Genomic DNA, 25,385 nt, shown 5'->3' on the forward strand with positions numbered 1-25,385 from the left:
AGACTAGACTCAGCAGATACCGAAAGGATGGACACTAATGGAATTTGATTGGATATGGAAAGCTATATTGGTTATTGTTATAGGAACGTTACTACTTCGTGTAGCGGGCAGAAAATCAATATCCCAAATGTCTTTAGCACAAACAGTCCTGATGATCGGTATAGGATCCTTACTCATTCAGCCTATATCTGGAAAAAATATCTGGGTAACATTTGGAGTAGGCGCAATTTTAATTCTTACCTTAATTGTGATGGAGTATTCACAGATTAAATGGGATATAGCAGAAAAAATTATTACTGGGAAGTCAGTTACCTTGGTCGAAAATGGGCAACTTATTGAAAAGAATTTAAAAAAGTACCGAATATCTGTGGACTTATTAGAAATGTTGTTACGTCAGCAAAATGTTCAGAAAATCAGTGATGTAGAATCGGCAACGTTAGAACCGAATGGACAGTTAGGATTCATGTTAAAGCCTGAAGCCCAACCAATGACAAAAGGTGATTTACAACAACTAGTTAACCAATTACAACAAATGCAACTTAGCATCAACACCTTACAGAATAATATAAATCCTAAAGATAATATATTTCAGGAGGTAGCGGATAAGCAACACCAAACACCACCTCCTAAACATTTAGAGTGAATTAATGTAGGACCAACCTGTGGCGGTCCTACATAATGTTTTTAAAGCACTCAGGAAGTTTTACTTTATTAGATATGAAAGTATAAATTTTTTCGCAGATGTCTAGCTCCGAGCGCCCAGAAACTAGGCGACTTCACGAATTGCCCTACGATAAGTCATCATCGGTTCGTAAACTCACCGTGATTCCTTTATCTCAGTTAATTCGTTCCAGTCGCTACGTTTCTAATCGGGCGCTCTGCGCTTTTCTTATTGATCATATAAAATCGACTTGATATCATTCTCATCTAAATAATCTTCATATTTTTCATGTGCGTCATTGACACCAATATATTTTCCATCCATCCCAGCTAATAAAAATCCTTCCAGTTCCTCTACGCTTCCGACCTGTTCTTCTGAATGATAATACATATTATCATAATCTTTTTCGGTATCATAAAAGTCTGAAGGGCCATCAGAGGAGCCATACATTTCTACACTTTGCCATGCGTCTTCACCATCAAACATCGTATGATCATCACCTTCTAATTCCTGTTCATCGATATTGGAGTGGAGAATGTCTTCTTCGATCGGTCTTTGCTTTTTGACATCATGTTCTGCATGCTTCATACATCGGGTAGTAGTAGGCATTGCCATCATACGTTCTGCAGGTATATCACTGTGGCAAATTTCACATTTTCCATACGTTCCATTGTCAATAGCTTGTAACGCTTGTTTGATATCAGCTAGCTCTTTTTCCTCGTGTTCGTTAAGTGCAATGTCTTTTTCTCGTTCAAATAGCTCTGAACCTGTATCGGCTGGATGGTTATCGTAATTGGATAATTCTGAAACGGATTCTTTATTAATGGCTTGTTCTAATCCGAAATGATCTTTGATATGCTCTTTAATTTCTTTTTTTCGTGTTAATAATTCCTGTTTGCATTGTTGTATTTCAGTGGGATGTAGCAAATATTACACCTCCTTATATCTGTTAGTATGTCCGAATCTTCATATCCCACTAAAGATGATTTTGGAAAATGAAATGGATAAAGGAAAGAAGAGAGGAGAGGATATATTATAGAAGGTCACTAAGAAAAAACGGAGTGAAATCCGCTTTAACACGGTCATTACGCTAATTTTGTACTTTCTTTCCATATTAAAAAAGCTGACCTCCTTATTGTAAGGAAATCAGCTTTTTCGATTAATCATTGGCTTTTTCAAATTGAGATATCTTATCTTCATGGGTTAAAGTAACAGCAATTTCATCCCAACCATTAAGAAGCATTTCTCGTTTATAGTCGTCTAAATCAAATGAAGCTTCAAAGCCTTGAGTGTCATAGACTTTTTTTGCTTCAAGGTCTACAGTTAAGTGATATTGATTGGCTTCCGCATTGTTAATTAAGGTCTGTACCTCATCTTCTGTTAATTTAACAGGTAAGATACCATTTTTTGTACAGTTGTTATAAAAAATATCAGCATAGCTTGGAGCTATAATTACTCTAAAGCCATAATCTTGTAATGCCCATGGAGCATGTTCACGGGAGGATCCGCAACCGAAGTTTTCTCCGGCTACTAATATAGATGTTCCTTGATATTTTGGCTGATTTAAAGAGAAATCGTTACGCAATTCACCTTTTGAGTCAAAACGCCAGTTATAGAAAACGAATTGACCAAATCCTTGACGTGAAATACGTTTGAGAAATTGCTTAGGAATGATTTGATCAGTATCAACATTCGCGCGATTCAAAGGGTATACTAGCCCTTCATGTTTACGAATTGGTTCCAATTTGTTAGCCTCCTTTAACATTTAGCTTGGTGTTGGAATGGATAAATGACGAACATCAACAAAGTGTCCTTTGATTGCAGCTGCTGCAGCCATTTCTGGACTTACTAAGTGTGTACGAGCACCAGTACCTTGACGACCTTCAAAATTACGATTAGAAGTAGAAGCGCAGCGTTCGCCTTCCGGAACAACGTCATCGTTCATGGCAAGACACATACTGCAACCAGCATCACGCCATTCAAAACCAGCATCTTTAAAGATGACATCGATGCCTTCTTTTTCGGCTTGAGCTTTTACACTATGAGACCCAGGTACAACAATGGCACGAACATTAGGATTCACTTTATGTCCCTTTACTATTTCAGATGCTTTCTTCAAGTCTGCAAGTCGAGAGTTGGTACAAGATCCGATAAATACGTGTTCAATTTCAACAGAAGAGATCGGTTCGCCACCTTCAAGTCCCATGTACTCTAAAGCACGCGATATTTCTTCACGTTCATTCTCATTATTTGCATCATCAACAGTTGGGACGTTTGCGCTCACCGGAATACACATACCAGGGTTTGTTCCCCATGTAACCTGTGGTTCTATTTCATCCGCATTAATTTCGACTTGCTCATCATAAATGGCACCTTCATCTGTTGCTAATGCTTTCCATTCTTCAGCAAGCTGCTCGAATTCTTGACCATCTGGAACATGACGTTTTCCACGTAAAAATTCAACTGTAGTGTCATCCGGGCTGATCAAACCTGCACGAGCACCAGCTTCAATCGACATGTTACAGACTGTCATACGACCTTCCATAGACAGATCTCGAATTGCTTCACCGGTATACTCGATAACATATCCGGTACCAAATTTAACACCAAATTTGCCGATAATTGCTAAAATTAAGTCTTTTGCTGTTACACCTGTACCTAATTTACCATTAACTTTTACATTTAATGTTTTGGGTTTTTGTTGCCAGATGGTTTGGGTAGCTAATACGTGTTCCACTTCACTTGTACCAATACCAAAGGCTAATGCACCAAATGCCCCGTGAGTAGAAGTGTGGCTGTCACCACAAACAATTGTTTTACCAGGTTGTGTCAATCCTAATTCTGGTCCTATTACGTGTACGATACCTTGGTCTGGATGATGGATATCTGCTAAAGGTACACCAAACTCTTCACAGTTTGCTTTTAATGTCTCCATTTGTGTTTTGGATACTTCATCTTTGATAACATTACGGTGGATCGTTGGTACGTTATGATCCATGGTTGCAAAGGTACGATCAGGTCTGCGTACTTTTCGGTTGTTGATTCTAAGCCCTTCAAACGCTTGAGGGGAAGTAACCTCATGGACTAAGTGTAAGTCAATATATAAAAGATCAGGTTTCCCTTCTTCATGATGAACGATATGTTTTTCCCAAATCTTTTCAATAATAGTCTTTGGTTTTCTCATCTGATTCACTCCTTACGTAATAGTTTTATCAACATAAACTTGCTTTGCTCAGCACCATAGTAGTTGTTCACTTAGAAAAAGATCGGCGTTTATCTATGTGGAATAGGTACGCCGAAGTTTCCGTGATATTATTGGATTTCGTCAACGATTAACTGTGTCATTTCGGTTGTGTTGACTAGCTTTCCTTTGTCATTTCTTAAATCTGCTGTGTGATAGTTTTGATTTAATACTTTTTCCACTGCGTCTTCAATTGCTTGTGCTTCTTCATTCATATCAAATGAGTAGCGAAGCATCATGGCAGCTGAAAGGATCATCGCAATTGGATTGGCAATACCTTTACCAGCAATATCAGGTGCAGATCCATGCGCAGGTTCATATAAACCAACACCGTCTTCAGCTAAGCTAGCAGAAGGTAGCATCCCAAGTGATCCAGTTAGAACAGAAGCTTCATCACTTAAAATATCACCAAACATGTTCTCTGTAACTATCACATCAAACTGTGTCGGATTCGTGATCAGTTTCATTGCCGCAGCGTCGACTAATATATGATCAACGGTGACATTTGGATATTCTGCCTTTTTTTCCTCGACAATTTCTCTCCATAGTTTACTAGATTCTAACACATTTGCTTTATCAACAGATGTTAGGTGTTTATTGCGTAACTCTGCACTTTGAAAGGCTTTATCGATAATACGTTCCATCTCTTTTCGTGTATATGCTAATGTGTCAACAACTGCATTCCCATCATCAAGACGTTCACTTGGTCTTCCAAAATATAGACCGCCAGTTAGTTCACGAACAATTAATAAGTCACTGCCTTGTATGATTTCTTCTTTTAGTGGAGATGCATGTAAAAGATTTTTAAAGCCTTTAACAGGGCGCAGGTTCGCATATAAATCCAGTGCTTTACGGATACCTAGCAAACCACGTTCGGGTCTTAAATCAGAAGGATTATTATCCCACTTCGGACCACCTACTGCACCCAATAAAACAGCATCAGCACTTTTGCAAGCTTCTACCGTTTCGTCAGGGAGGGGAGTAGCATGATTATCAATGGCAACACCACCGATGTCGTATAAAGAAAATTCAAAAACTTTATGATATTTTTGGCTAATTGCTTCTAGGACTTCTTTGGCAGCATAGATAACTTCTGCTCCAATTCCATCACCCGGAAGCAGGACGATTTTTTTGCTCAATTCATTGACCTCCTACATACCGACTTAGATTGCTTTTTTTTGGTAAATAGCTCGGTTTACACCGTTTAGATATGCTTGCACAGCAGCTTCTAACACATCTTGTGCGGAACCGCGTCCACTTACAGTATTTCCATCAACAGTTAAGCTGACATGTACTTCTGCGAGTGCATCTCGACCTTGACCAATTGAATTTAGTTGAAAATCAGTAAGGTGTGTTTCTTCCGTTATTATTTGATCTAAAGTGTTATATAGTGCTTCCACACTACCTGATCCTGTGCTCGTATCTTCTACTTGCTCATCACCAGGAGTAGTAAGTGATACTGTCGCACTTGGTTGATCATTCGAACCATATTGAACTTGGAAATTTTGCAGTTGATAACGTTTCACATTCGAGGTATCTGTCTGAATGTCAGTAAGGATTGCAAACAAATCATCGTCTGTGACTTCTTTTTTGCGGTCTGTTAATAATTTAAACGCCTTAAATGCTTCTTTTATTTTGTCTTCTGGAAGATCGTAACCAAGCTGCTTAATTTTATCTGTAAATGCATGACGACCTGAGTGCTTACCTAATACAAGGTTATTAGAATGAACACCGACTAATTCTGGGGTAATAATTTCATACGTTTGCGCATTTTTTAATACACCATCTTGGTGAATGCCAGATTCATGGGCAAAAGCATTTCGGCCAACAACCGCTTTGTTTCCAGGTACCGTCATACCAGTGAATTTACTTACCATATCACTAGTGCGTTTTATTTCATTTAAAACTAAATTAGTATAATAAGGATAATAATCATTGCGAATTTTTAACGCTACAGCAAACTCTTCCAATGATGCGTTTCCTGCACGTTCGCCGATACCGTTAATTGTACCTTCGACTTGGGTAGCACCATTTTCTACTGCGGCAATAGAGTTAGCCAAAGCCATCCCTAGGTCATCATGGCAATGACAAGAAAGGTCAACTTTATCGATGTTTGGTACATTTTCTTTAATATACTTAAACATTGCACCATATTCACGTGGCATAGTATAACCAACTGTATCAGGTAAGTTAATCACGGTAGCACCAGCATAAATGACTTTTTCAATAATCTTTGCCAGGAAATCTAAGTCAGTACGTGATGCATCCTCTGCAGACCATTCAACATGATCAAAAAATTGTTTACCGTATGTGACCATTTTGACGGCTGTATCAATCACTTCTTCTGGAGTTTTCTTTAATTTATATTCCATATGAATAGGGGAGGTGGCAATAAAAACGTGAAGTCTAGGTTGAGTCGCATTTTGTAAAGCATCACGACAAGCATCAATATCGGATGTAACTGCACGAGCTAAACCAGTTACAGATACATTCTTCACTGTTTCAGCAATTTTTTTAACAGCTTCAAAATCGCCTTTGGAGGAAGCAGGGAACCCTGCTTCCATAACATCTACCCCAAAGCGTTCTAATTGTTTAGCAAGCTCTAATTTTTCTAGCTGATTGAGATTGACACCAGGTGATTGTTCACCATCACGAAGTGTCGTATCAAAAATCTTAATTTGAGTCATTAGAGACCACTTCCTTTTTATTAATAGCCTTTTGCTTAACAAATGGCATTAATTCACGCAGTTCTCTACCTACCTTCTCAATTTGATGTTCGCTTTCTGCTTTCTTAATAGCAGCATAACGAGGACGGTTAGCTTGATTTTCAAGAATCCACCCCTGAGCAAATTTACCTGTTTGGATGTCAGATAATACTTCTTTCATACGTGCCTTTGTATCTTCATCAACAATACGTGGACCTGACATGAAGTCACCCCATTCAGCAGTGTCAGAAATAGAGTGGCGCATGTTTTCTAGTCCACCTTCATAAAGTAGGTCTACGATTAGTTTTAATTCATGTAGACATTCAAAATAGGCAACTTCTGGTTGATACCCAGCTTCTACAAGCGTTTCGAAACCAGCTTTTACAAGAGCAGAAGTACCGCCACAAAGTACAGCTTGCTCACCAAATAAATCTGTTTCCGTTTCTTCTTGGAAACTTGTTTCAAGAATACCAGCACGGCCTGCTCCGATTCCTTTTGCATAAGCTAGAGCCACATCTGTTGCTTGACCTGTTGCATCTTGGAAAATACCATAAAGTGCAGGTACACCAGCACCTTCTTCATATGTTCTACGTACTAAGTGACCTGGCCCTTTCGGAGCTACAAGAAATACATCTACATCTGCTGGAGGTACGATTTGATTAAAGTGAATATTAAATCCATGCGCAAATACTAGGGCATTTCCAGCTTCTAAGTTTGGTTCAATTGCCTCTTTATAAATGGATGGCTGATATTCGTCAGGAAGTAGGATCATAATAACATCTGCTTCTTTAGCTGCATCTGCTACAGATTTTACATCCACACCATCTTCTACCGCTTTATCCCAAGAACGACCTTTACGGAGACCAACCACTACATCAAAACCACTTTCTTTTAAGTTCAATGCATGTGCATGGCCTTGAGAACCATAACCGATAATGGCGATCTTTTTAGATTGTAATACCTCTTCATTAATATTGTTGTTATAAAGTACTTTAGTCATAATAAACTACATCCTCTCCATTAATTTTATTTTTTTATAATAATATGATTATTATTATTAACCTAATAGTGATTGAAAACTGCCATCTGTATTGGGCTGTTGTCCACGAACAAAAGCGGTTAAGCCTGTTCGTGCTAATTCTTTAATGCCATATGGTCGTAGCAGTTCAATTAATGCTTCTACTTTATCTGGCTTACCAGTAACTTGGATGGATAAGCTTTCTTTACTTACATCAATAATCGAAGCTCGGAATGGTTCAATAATACCTTGAACCTCTGCACGTAATTGGCTGTTGCTGACAATTTTTATCAATGCAAGCTCTCGTGCGACAATAGCTTTATCTGTTATATCCGAAACTTTGATAACATCTATTTGCTTGTTAAGCTGTTTCGTTACTTGTTCTAACTTTTGTGAATCTTCAACCTCAACAACGAAGGTCATTTTACTCATCCCTTCTGTTTCAGTTCTGCCAACAGATATACTTTCGATGTTAAATTGACGTCGTTGTAAGAGACTTGTTATGCGGTTTAATACGCCACTGCGATTTCTAACTGTTGCAGTTATAATTCGTTTCATGGTTTCACCCCAATCATTTCATTTAGTCCTGTACCAGGTGCTATCATTGGGAATACATTTTCCTGCTGCAAGACGCGAGCATCTACTACTACTGGACCCTCATAATCGAAAATCTCAGGCAATGCTTGAATAAACTCATCTTGAGTTGTTACTTGTAATCCTTTAACATTGTAGGATTCTGCTAACTTAACAAAATCAGGTTGAATGCTAAAGATGGATTGTGAATAACGCTCAGAATAGAATTTTTCCTGCCATTGTCTAACCATTCCTAATGCTTGATTATTTACAATAATTACTTTGACTGGCAAGCCTTTTTCTTGCAGTATCGATAATTCCTGAAGCGTCATTTGGAAACCACCGTCACCGACAATAGCTACTACGGTCTCATCAGGCTTAGCAAGCTGTGCACCAATTGCTGCTGGAAAACCAAATCCCATTGTTCCTAAGCCACCAGATGATACCCATTTGTCGGGTTTGGTGAAGGTGTAATATTGTGCTGCCCACATTTGATGTTGCCCGACATCAGTTGTCACAATGGCATTTCCTTTGGTTGCCTCGTGGACTTTCTTAATAACCCATTGTCCGATCATCTCCTGATCAGGGTTATTGAACCATAGTGGATAGCTTTCTTTGTTTTCGTGAATGCGGACAAGCCATTCATCATGCTCAGGATGTTGGATGTCATGTGATAAAAGCTTCTGTACTGCTGCCTTGGCATCTCCAACAATCGGTATATCTGTAGCAACGTTCTTACCAATTTCTGCTGGATCAATATCAATGTGAGCTACTGTTGCGTTCGGAGCAAAGGATGTTAATTTACCGGTTAAACGGTCGTCAAACCTTGCTCCAATGTTGATTAATAAGTCACATTCATACAAAGCGGTATTGGAAGCGTATGTCCCGTGCATACCTGCCATTCCCATAAATAATGGATGGTCACCAGGGAATGCTCCTAAACCTAACAGAGTAGAGGCGACAGGTAAAGAATACTTTTCAGCAAGCTCTTGGACTTCCTCAGAAGCTTTTGCAAATAAGATACCTGCACCTGTTAGTAAAACTGGTTTTTTTGCCTTACCAATCGCTTCAGCAAGTTTTTTCGTTTGCAATGGATTAGGTTTGGTTGTTGGTTGATATCCTGGTAGATCCAATTCTACATTTGGTTTGAATTCTTTTTCAATAACCTCACCAGATATATCTTTCGGCATATCAATTAATACTGGTCCAGGACGTCCTGTTGTTGCAATATGAAACGCCTCTTTGACGATGCGAGGTAAATCTTTAACATCGCGAACTTGATAGTTATGCTTTGTAATTGGCGTAGTCACACCCATTACATCTACTTCTTGAAATGCGTCCGTTCCAATTACTCCTTGGGCAACTTGACCCGTAATGATGATCATCGGCAAAGAATCAATCATTGCATCAGCAATACCAGTTACTAAGTTAGTTGCACCAGGTCCTGAAGTTGCCACGACAACACCAGGCTTACCAGAAACTCTTGCATAACCTTCTGCTGCATGTATGGAACCTTGTTCATGTCGAGCTAGGATTTGATCGAAAGCATCCTGAGCTTTATAAAGAGCATCGAAAATAGGCAAAGCTGCTCCGCCTGGGTAACCGAATAATGTATCGACACCTTCGTTAATTAACGATTCGACAAGTAAATCAGCACCTGTTTTGGGTTCATTATAGTCTGTAGCTGATTGTACTTGCTTCTGTATTCTTTCCATTATAATCCCTCCTAAATGTTAGAATCTGAAAAATTAAATATAATATAATCATTTCATTTCCATTATATATAGAAAAAAGGCCATTTCTAACTTGTTCTTGCTACTGAAATAGCAAATAACAAGGGAGAAAAGGCCTTTCTTTTCACGGTACCACCCTGATTCGCAATATTCTTACAAATATTGCCTTATGAAGCTGCATTTTTAAATAGCTTCATTTTGATAACAGGTGTATGAACACCTGACTATGCTTACTAGGAAAGTCTGTTCAACATAGCACTCTGGGATGAGTATTCGGAAAAGGGTGTATTACCGAGTTTCCACCACCCTCGGCTCTCTTTCAATACATGATCCTAATCCTTTGTTCCCGTCAACGCTTTATATATATATTCTATAATTTATACTATACGATTGATTCTATCCTGTCTACAGATATTTTTTAAAAAATGTTTAATTTTCTGAAATATCTGATTGACGACAATAATACAACCAAAAAGTCGTTTGGTCAACCGTTTTTTAATAATTTTCTGACATTTCTTTTGAGGCACCATAACCGTAAGCGATTACAATGTTGCTGTTATCTTATTTTAATCTGACAATCTTTTTTTGTGTTTTACATGCTGCTAATTAGTTATATATAATAGAATGGTTAGAATGGAGAGATGATCATGTCGCAATTGTGTATTATCCCTTGTGGGAAAAAGAAAATATGGGATAAAAACCCTGATGTAGGTCCAATTCAAGCCAAAGATGCCTACATAGGTGTATTGCATCGTTTATGCCGTCAATATGTTGAATTGTATTTCGAAAATTGGGTTATTATATCTGGAAAACACGGTTTGTTATTACCAAATGATACGGTACCGGGTAACTATGATGTCACATTTCGCCCTAATGATCTAGATGTAATATCGGTTAATCTATTACGAAATCAATTAAAGGAAAAGGGGCTTGATATATTTCACGATATTGTTGTGTTGACAGGAAAAAAATATCAACCAATTATTAATCAGACATTTCAGCAAGCAGATAGAATTCAATACCCTTTGTTAGGAACAAAGGGTATTGGCCAGATGCAAGGATTATTAAAGAATAGCATTGAGAATAACCAAGCCTTACATACTATAAGAGAGGAGTCTTAATATGAAAGCATATGTTGTCCAAAACGGGACATATCAATTAGTAAATATGCCTGAGCTAGAGCCGAAAGCGGGGCAAGTTTTAGTACGTTTAAAATCAGCAGGGTTAAATCATAGGGATTTGAAAATAAAAGATCGTGTTGGTAGTAAACCAGAACCTTATATTCTTGGATCTGATGGAGCTGGTGTGATTGAAAAAGCTGGCGAGGGATCTTCTCGGTTTAAAATGGGGGAAGAAGTAATTATTAATCCAGGCTTAAACTGGTATAATAATTCAGAGGCACCACCGAAAGATTTTGAAATCGTGGGAGTGCCGTTTAATGGTACATTCGCTGAAAAAATCCTTATTAAAGAAGACTTTGTTGAAAGAGTACCAACTCATTTAAATTGGGAAGAAGCAGGGTCTTTTGCCTTATCTGCCCTTACTGGTTATCGTGCATTATTTACACAAGGACAAATAAAAGAAGGGGAAACATTATTTATTCCTGGAGTAGGAGGGGGAGTAACATCCTTTATCATCCAGATGGCTAAAGCAGTAGGAGCAAAAGTGATAACTTCTTCGAGAGATTATGATAAATTAAAGCAAGCAGAGCAACTAGGCTTTGATCGTGGAATCTTAACTGATGAAGATTGGAAAACTGTCTTAGCTGATGAAAAGATTGATATGGTGATTGAAAGTATAGGAGGTGCTACGTTTAACAAGTCATTAGAAGTACTTAAAAAAGGTGGCAGAATAGTTACTTTTGGTTCATCTACCAACGATGAGATTACATTTAATTTGCGTTCTTTTTTCTATGGACAATATAAACTAATTGGATCGACAATGGGGAGTAGGGAAGAGTTACGTGAGTTGATTGATTTCATCGAAAAACATAATATAAAACCGCTACTTGATAAAGGATATCCATTGACTGATATAGATAAAGCATTTACACATTTAGAGTCACAAAAGCAGCTAGGCAAAATATATATTTATATGTAAAAAGCTATTTGGGCTATTTTGCGAGGTCACGTAGAATATTAATTGAGCACGGACATTTGTTCCGTTATTTGTGACAAAAATGCTGTTTTTTGGCTATTTGTGGACATTTATTTCGCTATTCATTGAAAAGAATCCTAATTCTTATCGAATGGAAGCAAATAAGGGATTCAATGTCCGTCAACACTGAAAAATGGGTGATTTTCCGTCAAATAACGCACTAAATGTCCGCTCAATAAATGTTTTTAACAAGCATCAGATAATTATAACTGGTGTGGGTTGCATAGTTTATCTAGCCCTTTGTTTTGAAGAAGATGGCGCCTATCATTCCGAAGATGATTGCTGCAGAAATACCTGAACTTGTTACTTCAAACATACCTGTTACAACACCTATCAATCCGTGTTTCTCAGCTTCTTCTAATGCACCGTGAACAAGGGAGTTACCAAAACTCGTGATCGGAACTGTAGCACCAGCTCCAGCAAAGTCAATTAACGGCTCATATAACCCTAGCCCATCTAAAATAGCCCCAGCTACAACCAATGTGCTTAATGTATGACCAGGGGTCAGTTTCCCTACATCAAGTAATAGCTGACCGACTACACAGATAAGACCTCCAACTATGAAAGACCATAAAAAAACCATTCTAAATCACCTCTTTTTCAAGCATTTTCAATAGATACTGCATGTGCAATACACGGAATTGTTTGTTTTTGTTGGACAGTTAGTGGGGATAATAAAGCACCTGTAGCAACAACTAAAATACGATTGCATTCTCCTTCTAACAGCTTATTGATAAAGTGGCCATATGTAACCACTGCCGAACATGCTGGCCCACTAGCTCCAGCGAATATAGGTTGATCAGATTTATAGATAATTAACCCGCAATCAACAAATTGATTTTCGTTAATTTGATAATTATCTTGTTGGAATAAATCTAAGCACATTTCACGGCCAACTTTAGCGAGATCTCCGGTTATGATGTAATCATAATAATCAGGAGAAATATTTCGATCCTTCAAATGTCTAGTAATGGTATCATAAGCAGCTGGAGCCATAGCACCACCCATATTAAACGGATCTTTTAAACCTCTATCCACAACTTTTCCAATCGTTGCAGATGTTACTTTTGGACCTGTACCATTCTTTGAAAGAATAGCTATACCAGCACCCGTTACAGTTAACTGAGCAGTATCGGGTTTTTGGCTACCATATTCATTTGGGTAGCGGAATTGTCTTTCAACTGCGGAAGTATGACTTGCTGCACCAGTCATCACATAATCAGCTTTCATTTGGGCCATTATTAAAGCAGCCATAGCTAATCCTTCCATTGACGTTGCACAAGCACTAAATACACCTAAATAGGGAGTGCCTAAATTTTTAGCCGCAAAGTTAGAGGGAGTTAACTGGTTAATTAGATCTCCATGTAGAAAGTACTGGATGTCACTTAATTCCAAATTCGCTTTTTCAATGGCGTAGTGACATGCATCTTCGATCATATGTTGATGTGCAAGTTCAAATGACTTTTCATCCATCCATTGATCCGTATAGAAATAATCAAAGTCATTGGGGATATTTCCTTTTTCTTCTAATGGTCCTCCAACTACTCCTGTTGAAATGATGGATGGAGGGGTATCAAATACCCAAGTTTGTTTACCTGTCATCATTATGCGCCACTCCAATAAGAAAAAATAGTTTTAATTAAAGCTATAATAAATGCAGAAAATACACCGAATAGAATTACAGAACCAGCAAGTTTAAACATATTTCCACCAACACCTTGTACAAATCCTTCTGTACGGTGTTCTATTGCAGCAGAAATTACAGCATTACCAAACCCTGTTACAGGTACAGCCGTACCAGCCCCAGCAAATTGAGCAATACGATCATAAACTCCAAATCCAGTAAGTAACATGGTGATAAATATTAATGTTGCAACTGTCGGATTACCAACAGTTTGTTCGGTGAAGTCAAAGAAGTACATATAGATGGTTGATATAACCTGCCCAATGACACAAATAAGCCCACCAATTAAAAAAGCCTTGATACAGTTTTTGAGTAATGGTCGTTTCGGTTCTTGGGCTTTTTCATAATCCTTGTAATTTGTTTGGTGATCTTTCATTGTATATCCTCCATTACGTTTTCTCTTTCAACAGTTTTTTTAGTTTCTTTAATTTTTTTTGAGCTTCTTCCTTTGATAATGGTTGATTTTCTAGCTTGGTTAACTCCATGAAAAATTTTTGATCAGAAGTTACTTGAATTTCTTTAATATTCGTTAATGTTTCTAAGTCTTTTTTTACTCGTTTTTCTATTTTTTGTTCAACTGCTTGTTTAAGAGGAGTTGCATTAAAGGCAACAAAAAGTTGATCTTCCATATGAATTGCTTTGTATGAAGCAATATCATTTGTCTGGTCGTCCAAATATGTTTGTGCTATGCTTGGTATAGACTGTTCCTCATGTGCATTTGACGTTTCTGAACTCAACATGACAATATCAGATGAATCTCCTTGAGTCGTAGAGGAATTGTCCTGATTATTACAGGCAGCAAGTATTAAGATGCACATGATAGTAGTGAACATATGTAACACTTTCATCTTATTTCCTCCCTTTAATGGAATAGCCTTATACATATCTTGTAGAAGTTTTAAAAAAGTATACATTTAAAATTTGTAAAAGAAATGAAACCAAGCGCTTAGGGAATTCGTCTATATAAGATATATAAGAAAAGAAAAATGGCGAGGAGGAATGGCATGTGTGGAAAAAATACACCATTGTCATCGCTATAATCGCTTGTATTGGGACTGTCCTACTGTTTGTTATTAAGGATTTACAGAAAGCATCTTTAGTTGAAACAGTCAAGATTGAAGAACAATATGAGGATTTTATTGTACATATACGCGCAGAATCAACTAGTGATGGTTTTCAAGTGTTACGATCGATTCAATATATTGGGGAAGAAGATATGATGATCCAGCACAGAACACCATTAACACAAATTACTATTAACGCTGACAATGCAACTTTTACAGGTAGTCCGATATCCAAACAGATGAAACCTGGGTATCAGTATTACCCACAACAACCATTGAATTTTCCGGCTCTTGAAAAAGGGGATCATAAAATGTTTGTCCATACCCAGTTCTTTATTGATGGAGAAAGGGTAGACATTAAAGCAGAGGAAACGATTAGCTTTGAATAATTTTCTCAACATAGTGCCCTTTTTAAAACCCGTTTCATATATAAATGAAAACGGGTTTTTGTGTGGATGTAGCATTTATTCCAATTTTGGTGGTAATTAATCTTTTAAATCAAACAATTGTTCTTGTTTCTCTGTAATGATCATTTCCTGTTCATTATCATCTGGCAGCTGCTGATATTTGATAATAATTGATTCTTCATCGAGCCAATCTGCTGATTGAATACTTATATCTTCAGGTGGCACTGGAGACTCAAATTCAACTGTATCCCAGGCTTCCAGGTTGAATACTTTCCATGTATCCCCTTGAAATTCATCCAAAATAAAGACTAATTTTGATTGATCAGGAGCTGGGATCGCTTCCTTTAAATAAACTAAATCATCTATTAGGAATGAACGGTTTGGCTCATTTCTATCTAATAGGAGATAAGAACAAGTTGTTGACGAGCAATTAAAAGAAAGTAGATAAAGTCGATCCAGTTCAAGTTTTTCAAGATTCATATTAGCTATAGCTTTATCTTTGTTTTCCACCGTGTCGAGATAGGCGCCAAGTATAGTAATATTGTCTGTATTTAATGTTATAATTTCATCTTCTAGTATAAACTCTACTTCAGGATTTTCTTTTTCCTGAGGTGTTTCTTCTTGATCTAATAATTCATCTATTGGTTGATCAGGATCTTCTTTTGTGATCATCGGCTCGCTTTCTTTATTACTACATCCGATCAAAAGAATAAGTGAAATAATAATTATTTTCTTCAAAACAGCATCCCCTCTTTATCTTTGGTACTAACCTTCCGTAATTTCCCACATAAAAGAATGTAGTGTTTCAAAGAGGTGAGAGTAGGCTATAACGGTCGATAACACGCTGATAAGTTTTGCTAACCATCAGTAGGGGAAAGAGCCCGCCTACTAATGGAGGTCTCACTTTATGTCGCTTGTTGCAATTTAAGTATTTTTAGTTGGTCATTTTCATACCCAACTACTAACACATACTGCCGTGATTTTTGGACTTCTTCGTATGTCTCATTTCTCATCGTTATTTCTACATTGACTTCCATATGCACTTCGTCATTTTTAGTATCAATAATCGTTTTATCTTGAACCTCTAAATCGATCAGTGTTTGAAATAATTGACGGAAGTCTGTATAACTCGTGCTGTTTTGATATTTACTACCTAATAAAGAATAGGCGTTAACATAATCTCTTAGTTCAATATTATCAAAAAAGTAATCAGCAATATAAAGAGTGTCTTCTTTAAGCTTTTCTTTATTAATTTTTTGTTTGGAGGGAGAAAGAATAGTTAATTCATCTTCTTGTACATTCTCCGTCCATTCTGAAACGGTCTCAGCTACTTGTGAGATTGGTATACTGAATCCAATGTCTGTATCAGAAATTCCCGCAGAGTTAATTCCAATGACTTTTCCACTGTTTCTGGAAATAAGAGGACCACCGCTATTTCCATGTGTGATGTTAGCAGAAATTTGATACACTTCATCGTATTGATAATCATTAATCGAAAATGATCGATCATTACCAACGATCAATCCAAGAGATACACTATTCTGAATTCCCATCGGACTTCCGATTGCGATTATTTCATCACCGATATCGGCTTGTTTATCAGTTTCTAGTGCTATTGGCTCTAGCTGGTTTAGCTCTGGAACACGTATTACTGCAAAATCTTGATCCTCTCCGATCCCAACTATTGCAGCCGGATATTCTCTAGCATTAGTTAATTTCACAATAATGGTGTCAGCATCCTCTACTACATGGGCATTTGTAATGATATCACCTTGATTGTTTATTACAAAACCTGAACCTGTTTTTTTATTGACATCACTGGAGCTTTCAATTTGAACGACTGATTTTTGAGATTGATGAATAATATTTTTTAAATTTATTTCACTCTCACTTGCAATATTGGTAGCTAGAGTATTCGTTATTTCTAATGGCTGTTTCATAAAACTGAAGTAAATACTAATTGCTGCAATTATTGCTAATAATAGTATGATGACAGTCGAAAAAATAGGAATATATTTTCTTTTCTTATACATAAAAATCCCCCGATGATTATTCTAAGTACCAAGTAACTTCTTCTACTTTTGGTGTTAATCGCTCATAGTCCGTATCGACGTCATAATGAGTAAATTCAAAATTACCCTCTTCATCTGGATATAATGTCTCTGGGAATACATAAACATCGTTTTCTAAAACAGTATTGTCGTCCTTATCACGGATAGAATAACTGACTAAAATAGAATGAATAGGGACTGTAGCAACACTTTTTAGTTGACCAGTAATGATCCAGTTATCTTTCTCTTCTTGTATTTGTATATCAATGAGTTCTATGGCATGACTTTCATTTAACTCTTGTTCTTCTTCAAACGCAGAGAGTGCTTGTTCGATTCGTTGCTCCTGAGCAGATTCGAAAGCTGTTTTCTCTTTATTTATCGTTGTTTTTAAACTTTCTAATTGTTCAGAGCTTTCCACTACTTTTAACGTATCTTCAATTACATGTAAAGCCTGAGAAAACTGAAAGTCTTCAAGTAAAGCAGTAGCCTCTTGATAAGTCATGGACACTAGCTTTTGGTGTACTTCTTCTTGTAATTCAGCTACTTGTTCATGTGTTATATCTTCTACCTCCCATAATAAAGCCTTTAATTCATTGGTAGTAGGGTCATTATTCAATTTATATGTTGCTTGTTTTAATAATGTTTGATTTTTGGTGGCCAGATTTTCTTCTATTATTTGATCGGTCAAGTCCCCACTGAATTTTTGTAAATCAGCTTCAGAATTTCGAATTATTTTAAATGATTCAGCAAATTTACTTTGTTCATTTAAGGTCTCAACTTGCTTAATATTTTCCTCCACTTCCATTGCAACATCTAAAAATTCTATAACTTCTTCGGCAGCAGGAAAATTATCTTTATAATCCAGTGCACGCTCAAGTAATGTTATTGCTTGCTGATAATCACCAATCAGAGCCATCTCAGCTGCTTCATCATAATAAGTTAAGGCTTTATTAGATTGATAGTTTGTAATAAAATAGGTGGAGCCAATTATACAACTCGCAAGTATTAATGAGACAGTAGGGAGTAACCACCATTTTTTAGACGGTTTCTCTGGTAATTTTCTTTTATTTATATCTTCTGGTAATCTTTTTCCACAAGAAACACAAAAGGTTTCCATTGCTTCAACCTGACTACCACAATTGGGACAAAAGGACAAAATAATTCCTCGCCTTCTAGTTTGACTAAGTTGGTTTCATATAGCATAGCGCTTACGGCTGGCCCATAATTCTAATGACTGATGTGAATCTTAGTCCTAACAGTTCGTAAGCCCCAGCTGATAGAAGTCTCACTTTATTATAGCATGAATCGATTTAATTCTTTAGAGGATTTGGGGAGAAAATACTAAAATATTCTTTATTAAAATAAGATAATTAGGTATAATATAGAAAAGAAGAATTGAAAAAATGAGGTGTAGAACGTGGATCTTTTTGGTATTTTATGTTTTGTGATTTTAATCGGTTGTATGGGTTATAGTATTTTTGATCGTGTAAAATAATGCAGAAATAAGAAAACCTCAATAGAGAACAGTCTATTGAGGTTTTCTTATTGAGTCTAATATAAGCAGATTGCTGTTCTGGTGTTGTGCTTCATATAGACAAAATTCACCATAATTTACAACCAACTTAATGCGTACTTTACTTGTAAAATATCTTTAAATATTTTATATTAAATACATATATTTGAATTTTCGATTGTTTTTTCCAAAGCTATTAAGTCAGATTTCATATGGATGGAGAAGCTTCATTTTGATATAGCCAAAAGCACCATGTCCTTTTGCTGGACCCAGACTCCTTCCATAATATAATAAAATACCATACAAGGAAAATGTCGAAATGTTGAAAGATTTACGAGAAAATCTTTTCTTATACGAAAGATTTGTCTAATATTGCGGTTTGCTTTACAAGGAATCATTTTTTTGGGATAATCAATAGCGTTTACCAAATGCACTGTCGGACAAATCTATTTTAGGGGGTAACTCGGTAAATGACACTGTATCCAATAAATTTAATAAGTAAGATTGAGGAATTAAGAAAAGAAATGACCGATGTTGCTCTCAAAAAAGGTATTACAAGCAAAGAATCACTTCACATTAGTCAAGAGTTGGACGAATTATTAAATGACTATGAGCATTATAAGCAAACACAAAATAAAGATACAGAATGAGTATGAATAAATATATAAGGAAAACCCGTTTCAATCACTCCCTGAAACGGGTTTTGTTTGCTGATATGGAAAGAAAGCATAAAATCAGCGTAATGACGGTATTAAACAAAGTAGTTATTTTGACAAATTTTAAGTGTATTTGCCAACACTTCGACTAATTACTTCGCTTTCCGAGGGCACGGCCTCAACTAACTTTGCAAAGAAAAACACTTTACAAAGTGGATTTTCGGCTCGCGCTATTCCCGCAGGAGTCTCCGTAATTAGTCTCCGCTATAAGGAGGTGCAGCAAGCCTTGTCAGAAGTAATAGGTTGACTTTTATAAAATAGATAAGAGCAAGAGTCGCTATCCATAAGTATGAAAGCAGCAATGTTACTTCATGCTAGAGTTGTAGAGCAGAACTTAGCGAAGGCCGCCCCCTTCCACTCCTGTGGTAATTGTTTGGCCTGAAGATCCACTTTTTTGAGCGGGTTTTGCACGAAAAAGTTAGCTGAAGGGCAAACCCCACGGAAAGGGAAGTGGGCAGCCGAAGCGGTGGTCATGCTGTTCACGTATTTCATAATTAATACCAAAGTAATCGAAATCCAATTAGCATTTAATAAAGGACCGACGCGGTTTGCCGGTTTTTCTTATCAGACAAGAAAGTATAAAATTTGCGCAGATGTCTAGCTCCGAACGCCCAGTAACTAGGCGACTTCACGAATCGCCCTACGATAAGTCATCATCGGTTCGCAAGCTTACCGTGATTCCTTTATCTCAGTTAATTCGTTCCAGTCGCTACGTTTTTAAACGGGCGCTCTGTGCTTTTCTTATTATGGAATATTTCTAACTAACTTGTTAATTTGGAGATAAACGTCTCGATCCGATCTAGTCCTTCTGTTAATGTATCCATATCGTAAGCATAGGACAAACGCAAAAAGCCTTCACCAAATTCAGAAAACGCGCTGCCAGGTACTAGCGCTACTTTAGCTTCTTCGACTAATTGTAGTGCCAATGAGAAAGAATCTTTTTGTAGGTGGCTAACATCTACAAAAAAATAGAATCCGCCATCTGGTAAGTATGTTTTTATATTCATTGCTTTTAGCCTTTGATATACATAGTCTCTTCGTTCCTGATATACTTTTTTCATTTTAATCGGATCATATTGCCCGTTCTTAATGGCCTCTAATGCGCCGTGCTGGCTAATGGAGGATGCACAAGATACATTATACTGGTGAACTTTCAGTATATGTTTTGCTAACCAGTTAGCAGCAAGAATATAACCAATTCGAAAACCGGTCATCGAATGTGATTTTGACACGCCATTAATAATGATTACTTTATCACGAATAGCTTGAAAGCATCCAATAGAATAGTGGTTTTGATCATAAACTAATTCGCTGTATATTTCGTCTGCAATCAAAAAGATATTATGCTTTTCAACAACTGTTGCTATATCTATTAATTCATCCTTTGTAAGCGTCACACCTGTAGGGTTGGAAGGGTAAGGGATAATGACAGCCTTTGTATTAGGCGTAATAGATTTTTCTATCAGGTCAGCTGTTAATTTGAAATTGGATTGGCGAGTATCGATAAACGTTGGTATTCCGCCTGCTAATTTCACTAATGGTTCATAACCAGGATAGACTGGCCCAGGTAAGAGTACTTCATCACCTTTCATTAAAATAGTTCTAAGGGTAATATCAATAGCTTGGGATGCTCCGACAGTAACAATGATTTCATTATTAGGATCATACTCTAGTTGATAGTTCGTTTTTATAAATGAAGCTATTGCTTCTCTTAAAGATAAAATACCTGCATTATGGGTATACGTAGTTTGATTTTGATCAATTGCTTCCTTTGTTTTTTCTTTAACATGGGAAGGGGTAGGGAAATCAGGTTGACCAATGGTTAATGATAGAATATCGTTTTTATTCCCCACCATATTAAAAAATTGTCTGATTCCAGATATTTCAATACCTTTCACTTGCTCATTAATGAATGATTCCAAAATGTATGCCTCCTTCATTTCCGCTTATAACTAGTACAATCTTTGGAAATAATACTAATTATAAAAGCTAGCATTATTTTATCATAAAATGAAAAGGAGGGACACATAGTGGCTGAAGACCTTTGGAAAGAGATTGTAAGAATAAGTGATTTTCTTTTATTAACGATGCAGACTGAATTGTTTTTTGTACTTTATATCGTAACTGGATTAATTATTCTGTATTATGTATGCAAACCTTTTGTGAAGTTCGTTATAGCTTTAGAGTGGAACACTTTCATAACTTATATGATTGTGGTATTAATCATGTTCTTACTTGTATCCGAATTTATCGATGTACCAGATTGGAAATATGTTCTGTATGGAGTATTAATCTTCTCTATTATTGTAAGTATAAAAAGAAGTTTCTCTATCATGAAAAAAAATCAACCCTATTCAAACTAATGTATGGATAGAAATGTACAGGAAGATACGCATATCTTCCTGTTTGTGATAGGAATAGTATTATCGGCGTTTTCTTTTGTGAAAAAAAGGGGAAAGTGAAGAGGTTTGCTGTAAAAAGGGTTTATAGTTGGGATTATACCTTTTTGCTGGCTTTGGAACAGACCAGTCTAAATATTCAACTAGGATTGCTTTTGCCTTGTTTAATGAGAGAGTAGGCTTTTGATTTCGATAGCTATCATTTAATTGACCAAGGTGGGGTAACGTATCCATGTCCTCTTTATTAGGAGGAGTGTGAAAGTAGTAATTACCGACTTGAACAAGTAATACCGAATGTTGGCGACTTTGCTTCGGATTGTTTGAAAAATGCAATCCAACTTTTATTGCCTTATTTTCTTTAATAAGTTTTTTCATCGTTTCATTTTTCAAGCGGTATAATTGAGTAGGATCTGGCGCCGTCTTGGCATGTCGATTAACAATAAATAATGCTTGTCCAATTTTTTCAATCTCTTCATCTGAATCCTTCATTTCATCACCTTCTTTCCAAATTTCACATCATAAGAAAAGTAGAAGGAGATCAACCCTTCTACTTGTTACTTTAATTCATTGCTTGAATATCTTCAACTATTTTTTGCATATTGTCTGCTTGATCTCCAGTATATTTTTTAATAGCATTGCCATCTGGTGTTACTAGATAGAATTGACTGGTGTGAACTACCTGATCTTCATTTTCAGGGTTTTCTATGAATGCTTTAAAGGAATTAGAGGCAAATTGGCTGATTTCTTCATCAGTGTAACCTGTTAGCGCGTGCCAATTATCCAATGTACCACCACGTTCCTCAATATATTCCGTTAATATCTCTGGTGAGTCATTAGTTGGATCAACACTAAAGGATACCAGTTCAGCATCTATATTTTCATCCTCTAAAAGACCCTGGAGTCTGGCCATATTAGCAGTCATTGATGGACAAATGGTATTACAGTTAGTAAATATCATATTCGCGACCCAAAATTTTCCGTCTAAATTACTCTTCGAAAATTCTTCTCCATCTTGATTTGTAAAGGTAAAATCTTCTACTTCAATAGAAAAATCACCTTCATATTTATTCGAATCTGCACAGCCAGCTAATATAAGTGCAATAAACATCATAAGTATTACATTGCGTTTCATACCTTCACCTCGTTTATTCTTTCTTTAATTGATACATCGTAATTTCAGGTTTACAGAAAAATCGGTACGGTAATCTGGTAGTTCCCACTCCGCGACTCACAAACAACTGCAAAGGATTACTGCCGATTTCATAGGTGCCTTCTACGTATTTTTGTGCTAAGTGAGGAGTGTAAATATACCCTATAAAAGGTATCTGCACTTGTCCACCGTGACTATGGCCCGATAACTGAATATCAACCGGATAGTCTTTTGTTACATCTGCATAGTCTGGTTCATGTGCAAGCAAAATGGTTAGCTGTTCATTACTAATTCCATCTAATGCTTGTTTGATGTCAGGTCTCCCTAATAATGCATCATCTAGACCAGCTAAATAAATCATATCACCATTTTTATCAATCTGTCTGTGTCCATTTTGTAACAATTCAAAACCACTCTGCTGAAAAACATCCATTAATATATCTGTTCCATAACCACCATGGTCATGGTTACCGTATATCCAAAACTTCCCATCTCTTGCTTTCAGGCTACCTAGTGTGGATATTAATCTTTCGTCGATATGATATGTACGTGGGTTATCTATTAAATCGCCAGTAAACACAATCAGGTCCGGTTCTAATTGATTTATTTTAACTACTAATTCTTCTAGTTGATCAATTGTATATTGAAAACCAATATGAGTATCACTGAATTGTAGTATTTTGTATCCTTCAAATGCAGAAGGAGTTTTAGATGAATAAATATCAACATCGTGTACATCCAACATATTAGGTTCTATTTCTCTCGCATAATAATAAGTACCACCACTAAGCCCAAATAGTGTAATGATACCTCCAAATAAACGTTTTAAAAAAGTTCGACGGTTCATACAGTTTAAAGCCCTTTCCCTTACAGCCATAATAATTTATGTATTCCATTATAGCATGGGGTGAAGCAAATATGATATCCATGCGATACATTACACAAATTTTTAAAATTTATGTTAAAATAGTAGAGGTGATGTCATAATAGCTCCTTCACCAAAGAGAAAAAGGAGTGTCCCATATGTCAAGCTTATTAAAAAAATCATTAACTGATTTGACTGTAGAGGATTTGATGATACCAGCAGAAAAGGTGGCACATGTTCAAGTAGGTAATCCTGTAGAGCATGCTTTACTAGTATTAGTTGAATCAGGTTATTCATCTGTTCCGGTATTGGACTTAGACTATAAATTCAAAGGTACGATTGCCAAAACACCGATTTTAAAAAGTGTAATGGGAATGGAACGGTTCGAGATGGAGAAACTAGCAGAGACAAAAGTAGAAGCTGTTATGCAAGTTGAGCAACCAACTTTAACAATGGATACCGATTTTTTAACATGTCTAAAAGTCGTTATCAATCATGCTTTTGCATGTGTTGTAGACGAAGAGGGATATTTTCTTGGTATTTTGACAAGGCGTGCTATTTTAAAAGAGGTTAACAAATCAATGTATGCGCAAAAATAATAATACTTGTAAAAGTAAATTATTTTTTGTTACATTTATAAAAACAACAAATATTGGAGGAAGAAAACAATGAAGCAAATGGATGCACATGAGATAATCTCATTTATTTCAAACAGTAAAAAATCAACACCTGTAAAAGTATATGTGAAAGGTACAGGGTTGGATACGATTGAAGCAACAGGGTCAATCCAGACTTTCTTAAACGATACGAATGGCGTTATTTTTGGTGAATGGAAAGAAGTAAAAGAATTACTTGATACATATAGTGATAACATTACTGATCATGTTGTGGAAAATGATCGTCGTAATTCAGCGATCCCACTATTAGATATGAAAGATATTAATGCACGTATCGAGCCAGGTGCGATCATTCGTGAACAAGTGGAAATCGGTGATGGTGCTGTTATTATGTTTGGTGCGATGATCAATATCGGTTCTGTTATAGGTGAAGGAACAATGATCGATATGAATGCATCATTAGGTGGTCGTGCAACAGTAGGTAAGAATTGTCACGTTGGAGCTGGCGCAGTATTAGCAGGTGTTATTGAGCCACCTTCAGCACAACCAGTAATTATTGAAGATGGTGTGGTAATCGGTGCGAATGCTGTAGTACTTGAAGGTGTTCGTGTAGGTGAAGGAGCAGTTGTTGCAGCAGGCGCGATTGTGACAAAGGATGTACCACCAAACACTGTAGTGGCTGGTACTCCGGCAAAAGTTATTAAAGAAATCGATGACCAAACAAAATCAAAAACTGAAATTATGGAAGCATTACGAAAATTAGATGATTAATATCTCGTAAAAAGACAGGGTCATGTAGATCCTGTCTTTTTTAAGAAGAAGAATGCAACA

27 protein-coding genes are annotated in these 25,385 nt (G+C 36.6%); 8 read left to right on the forward strand and 19 right to left on the reverse strand.

Annotated features, from left to right (window positions below):
• Positions 1-37 precede the first annotated feature (37 nt).
• On the forward strand, positions 38-643 hold the full coding sequence (locus GHT08_RS02610) for a DUF421 domain-containing protein (RefSeq protein WP_163579534.1): 606 nt from the start codon (positions 38-40) through the stop codon (positions 641-643).
• A 246-nt stretch (positions 644-889) separates the two neighbouring features.
• Here the strand turns inward: GHT08_RS02610 and GHT08_RS02615 are convergent, their stop codons facing one another.
• From GHT08_RS02615 to ilvB, 8 genes are all read right to left on the reverse strand, one after another.
• Positions 890-1,588, reverse strand: coding sequence for a TraR/DksA C4-type zinc finger protein (locus tag GHT08_RS02615; protein ID WP_163579536.1), 699 nt, complete (start codon positions 1,586-1,588; stop codon positions 890-892).
• A 232-nt stretch (positions 1,589-1,820) separates the two neighbouring features.
• Positions 1,821-2,405 (reverse strand): 3-isopropylmalate dehydratase small subunit, encoded by a 585-nt coding sequence (leuD, locus tag GHT08_RS02620; protein ID WP_163579538.1) that lies wholly within the window; start codon positions 2,403-2,405, stop codon positions 1,821-1,823.
• A gap of 21 nt (positions 2,406-2,426) precedes the next feature.
• Positions 2,427-3,845: a 3-isopropylmalate dehydratase large subunit gene (leuC, locus tag GHT08_RS02625; RefSeq protein ID WP_163579540.1), complete on the reverse strand. Its 1,419-nt coding sequence runs from the start codon at positions 3,843-3,845 to the stop codon at positions 2,427-2,429.
• Positions 3,846-3,973: 128 nt separating this feature from the next.
• Positions 3,974-5,041 (reverse strand): 3-isopropylmalate dehydrogenase, encoded by a 1,068-nt coding sequence (leuB, locus tag GHT08_RS02630; RefSeq protein WP_163579542.1) that lies wholly within the window; start codon positions 5,039-5,041, stop codon positions 3,974-3,976.
• Positions 5,042-5,065: 24 nt separating this feature from the next.
• Positions 5,066-6,589 carry a 2-isopropylmalate synthase gene (locus GHT08_RS02635; protein ID WP_163579544.1) on the reverse strand — a complete coding sequence of 508 codons (1,524 nt, stop codon included), beginning with the start codon at positions 6,587-6,589 and terminating at the stop codon, positions 5,066-5,068.
• Positions 6,576-7,607: a ketol-acid reductoisomerase gene (gene ilvC, locus GHT08_RS02640; RefSeq protein WP_163579546.1), complete on the reverse strand. Its 1,032-nt coding sequence runs from the start codon at positions 7,605-7,607 to the stop codon at positions 6,576-6,578. Before ilvC ends, GHT08_RS02635 begins: the two co-directional genes overlap by 14 nt.
• 57 nt (positions 7,608-7,664) lie before the next feature.
• Positions 7,665-8,183 (reverse strand): acetolactate synthase small subunit, encoded by a 519-nt coding sequence (gene ilvN, locus GHT08_RS02645; protein ID WP_163579552.1) that lies wholly within the window; start codon positions 8,181-8,183, stop codon positions 7,665-7,667.
• The gene (ilvB, locus tag GHT08_RS02650; protein ID WP_163579554.1) at positions 8,180-9,913 is read right to left on the reverse strand and encodes a biosynthetic-type acetolactate synthase large subunit; all 1,734 of its coding nucleotides are present in this window, start codon (positions 9,911-9,913) and stop codon (positions 8,180-8,182) included. The genes ilvN and ilvB overlap by 4 nt, the downstream gene beginning before the upstream one ends.
• Positions 9,914-10,578: 665 nt before the next feature.
• Between ilvB and GHT08_RS02655 the strand changes: the two genes are divergently transcribed.
• Together GHT08_RS02655 and GHT08_RS02660 are read left to right on the forward strand one after the other, a co-directional pair.
• A complete protein-coding gene (locus GHT08_RS02655; RefSeq protein WP_163579556.1) occupies positions 10,579-11,052 on the forward strand; it encodes a DUF6884 domain-containing protein in 474 nt (157 codons plus the stop codon).
• 1 nt (position 11,053) lies between these two features.
• Positions 11,054-12,031: a zinc-binding dehydrogenase gene (locus GHT08_RS02660; RefSeq protein ID WP_163579558.1), complete on the forward strand. Its 978-nt coding sequence runs from the start codon at positions 11,054-11,056 to the stop codon at positions 12,029-12,031.
• A 289-nt stretch (positions 12,032-12,320) separates the two neighbouring features.
• Here the strand turns inward: GHT08_RS02660 and spoVAE are convergent, their stop codons facing one another.
• From spoVAE to GHT08_RS02680, 4 genes are read right to left on the reverse strand one after another with little or no spacing between them, the layout of a single operon-like run.
• Positions 12,321-12,671 (reverse strand): stage V sporulation protein AE, encoded by a 351-nt coding sequence (spoVAE, locus tag GHT08_RS02665; RefSeq protein WP_163579560.1) that lies wholly within the window; start codon positions 12,669-12,671, stop codon positions 12,321-12,323.
• Positions 12,672-12,688: 17 nt separating this feature from the next.
• Positions 12,689-13,693 carry a stage V sporulation protein AD gene (gene spoVAD, locus GHT08_RS02670; RefSeq protein ID WP_163579561.1) on the reverse strand — a complete coding sequence of 335 codons (1,005 nt, stop codon included), beginning with the start codon at positions 13,691-13,693 and terminating at the stop codon, positions 12,689-12,691.
• On the reverse strand, positions 13,693-14,148 hold the full coding sequence (gene spoVAC, locus GHT08_RS02675) for a stage V sporulation protein AC (protein ID WP_018932843.1): 456 nt from the start codon (positions 14,146-14,148) through the stop codon (positions 13,693-13,695). Before spoVAC ends, spoVAD begins: the two co-directional genes overlap by 1 nt.
• Before the next feature lie 13 nt (positions 14,149-14,161).
• Entirely contained in the window at positions 14,162-14,620 is a 459-nt protein-coding gene (locus GHT08_RS02680) for a YhcN/YlaJ family sporulation lipoprotein (protein ID WP_163579563.1), read from the reverse strand.
• A gap of 158 nt (positions 14,621-14,778) precedes the next feature.
• Here GHT08_RS02680 and GHT08_RS02685 point away from each other — a divergent pair, with 158 nt between their 5' ends.
• Positions 14,779-15,225, forward strand: a complete 447-nt coding sequence (locus GHT08_RS02685) for a hypothetical protein (RefSeq protein ID WP_163579565.1) — start codon at positions 14,779-14,781, stop codon at positions 15,223-15,225.
• A gap of 96 nt (positions 15,226-15,321) precedes the next feature.
• Here GHT08_RS02685 and GHT08_RS02690 read toward each other — a convergent pair whose 3' ends face one another.
• The 3 genes from GHT08_RS02690 to GHT08_RS02700 form a co-directional block, all read right to left on the reverse strand.
• Positions 15,322-15,981 carry a hypothetical protein gene (locus GHT08_RS02690; protein ID WP_163579567.1) on the reverse strand — a complete coding sequence of 220 codons (660 nt, stop codon included), beginning with the start codon at positions 15,979-15,981 and terminating at the stop codon, positions 15,322-15,324.
• A 167-nt stretch (positions 15,982-16,148) separates the two neighbouring features.
• Positions 16,149-17,276 (reverse strand): S1C family serine protease, encoded by a 1,128-nt coding sequence (locus GHT08_RS02695; protein WP_163579568.1) that lies wholly within the window; start codon positions 17,274-17,276, stop codon positions 16,149-16,151.
• A gap of 16 nt (positions 17,277-17,292) precedes the next feature.
• Positions 17,293-18,411 (reverse strand): hypothetical protein, encoded by a 1,119-nt coding sequence (locus GHT08_RS02700; RefSeq protein WP_163579570.1) that lies wholly within the window; start codon positions 18,409-18,411, stop codon positions 17,293-17,295.
• Positions 18,412-19,277: 866 nt separating this feature from the next.
• Here GHT08_RS02700 and GHT08_RS02705 point away from each other — a divergent pair.
• Positions 19,278-19,457, forward strand: a complete 180-nt coding sequence (locus GHT08_RS02705; protein WP_163579572.1) for an aspartyl-phosphate phosphatase Spo0E family protein — start codon at positions 19,278-19,280, stop codon at positions 19,455-19,457.
• An 827-nt stretch (positions 19,458-20,284) separates the two neighbouring features.
• Here GHT08_RS02705 and GHT08_RS02710 read toward each other — a convergent pair.
• Positions 20,285-21,445 (reverse strand): aminotransferase A, encoded by a 1,161-nt coding sequence (locus GHT08_RS02710; RefSeq protein WP_163579574.1) that lies wholly within the window; start codon positions 21,443-21,445, stop codon positions 20,285-20,287.
• 108 nt (positions 21,446-21,553) lie between these two features.
• Between GHT08_RS02710 and GHT08_RS02715 the strand changes: the two genes are divergently transcribed.
• Positions 21,554-21,886 (forward strand): hypothetical protein, encoded by a 333-nt coding sequence (locus tag GHT08_RS02715; RefSeq protein ID WP_163579576.1) that lies wholly within the window; start codon positions 21,554-21,556, stop codon positions 21,884-21,886.
• 60 nt (positions 21,887-21,946) lie between these two features.
• Here GHT08_RS02715 and GHT08_RS02720 read toward each other — a convergent pair whose 3' ends face one another.
• The 3 genes from GHT08_RS02720 to GHT08_RS02730 form a co-directional block, all read right to left on the reverse strand.
• A complete protein-coding gene (locus tag GHT08_RS02720) occupies positions 21,947-22,411 on the reverse strand; it encodes a YkyB family protein (RefSeq protein WP_163579578.1) in 465 nt (154 codons plus the stop codon).
• 70 nt (positions 22,412-22,481) lie between these two features.
• Positions 22,482-23,054: an SCO family protein gene (locus tag GHT08_RS02725; RefSeq protein WP_163579581.1), complete on the reverse strand. Its 573-nt coding sequence runs from the start codon at positions 23,052-23,054 to the stop codon at positions 22,482-22,484.
• A gap of 13 nt (positions 23,055-23,067) precedes the next feature.
• Positions 23,068-23,919: a metallophosphoesterase gene (locus tag GHT08_RS02730; RefSeq protein WP_163579583.1), complete on the reverse strand. Its 852-nt coding sequence runs from the start codon at positions 23,917-23,919 to the stop codon at positions 23,068-23,070.
• Positions 23,920-24,095: 176 nt separating this feature from the next.
• Here GHT08_RS02730 and cbpB point away from each other — a divergent pair, with 176 nt between their 5' ends.
• Together cbpB and dapD are read left to right on the forward strand one after the other, a co-directional pair.
• Positions 24,096-24,536 (forward strand): cyclic-di-AMP-binding protein CbpB, encoded by a 441-nt coding sequence (gene cbpB / locus GHT08_RS02735; protein WP_153835350.1) that lies wholly within the window; start codon positions 24,096-24,098, stop codon positions 24,534-24,536.
• A gap of 69 nt (positions 24,537-24,605) precedes the next feature.
• Complete coding sequence (dapD, locus tag GHT08_RS02740; protein ID WP_163579584.1) at positions 24,606-25,325, forward strand: 2,3,4,5-tetrahydropyridine-2,6-dicarboxylate N-acetyltransferase; 720 nt, start codon at positions 24,606-24,608, stop codon at positions 25,323-25,325.
• Positions 25,326-25,385: the final 60 nt, after the last annotated feature.

Origin of the sequence: Gracilibacillus saliphilus, assembly GCF_010994085.1 — a bacterium.
Taxonomy (GTDB): Bacteria; Bacillota; Bacilli; order Bacillales; family Amphibacillaceae; genus Gracilibacillus; species Gracilibacillus lacisalsi.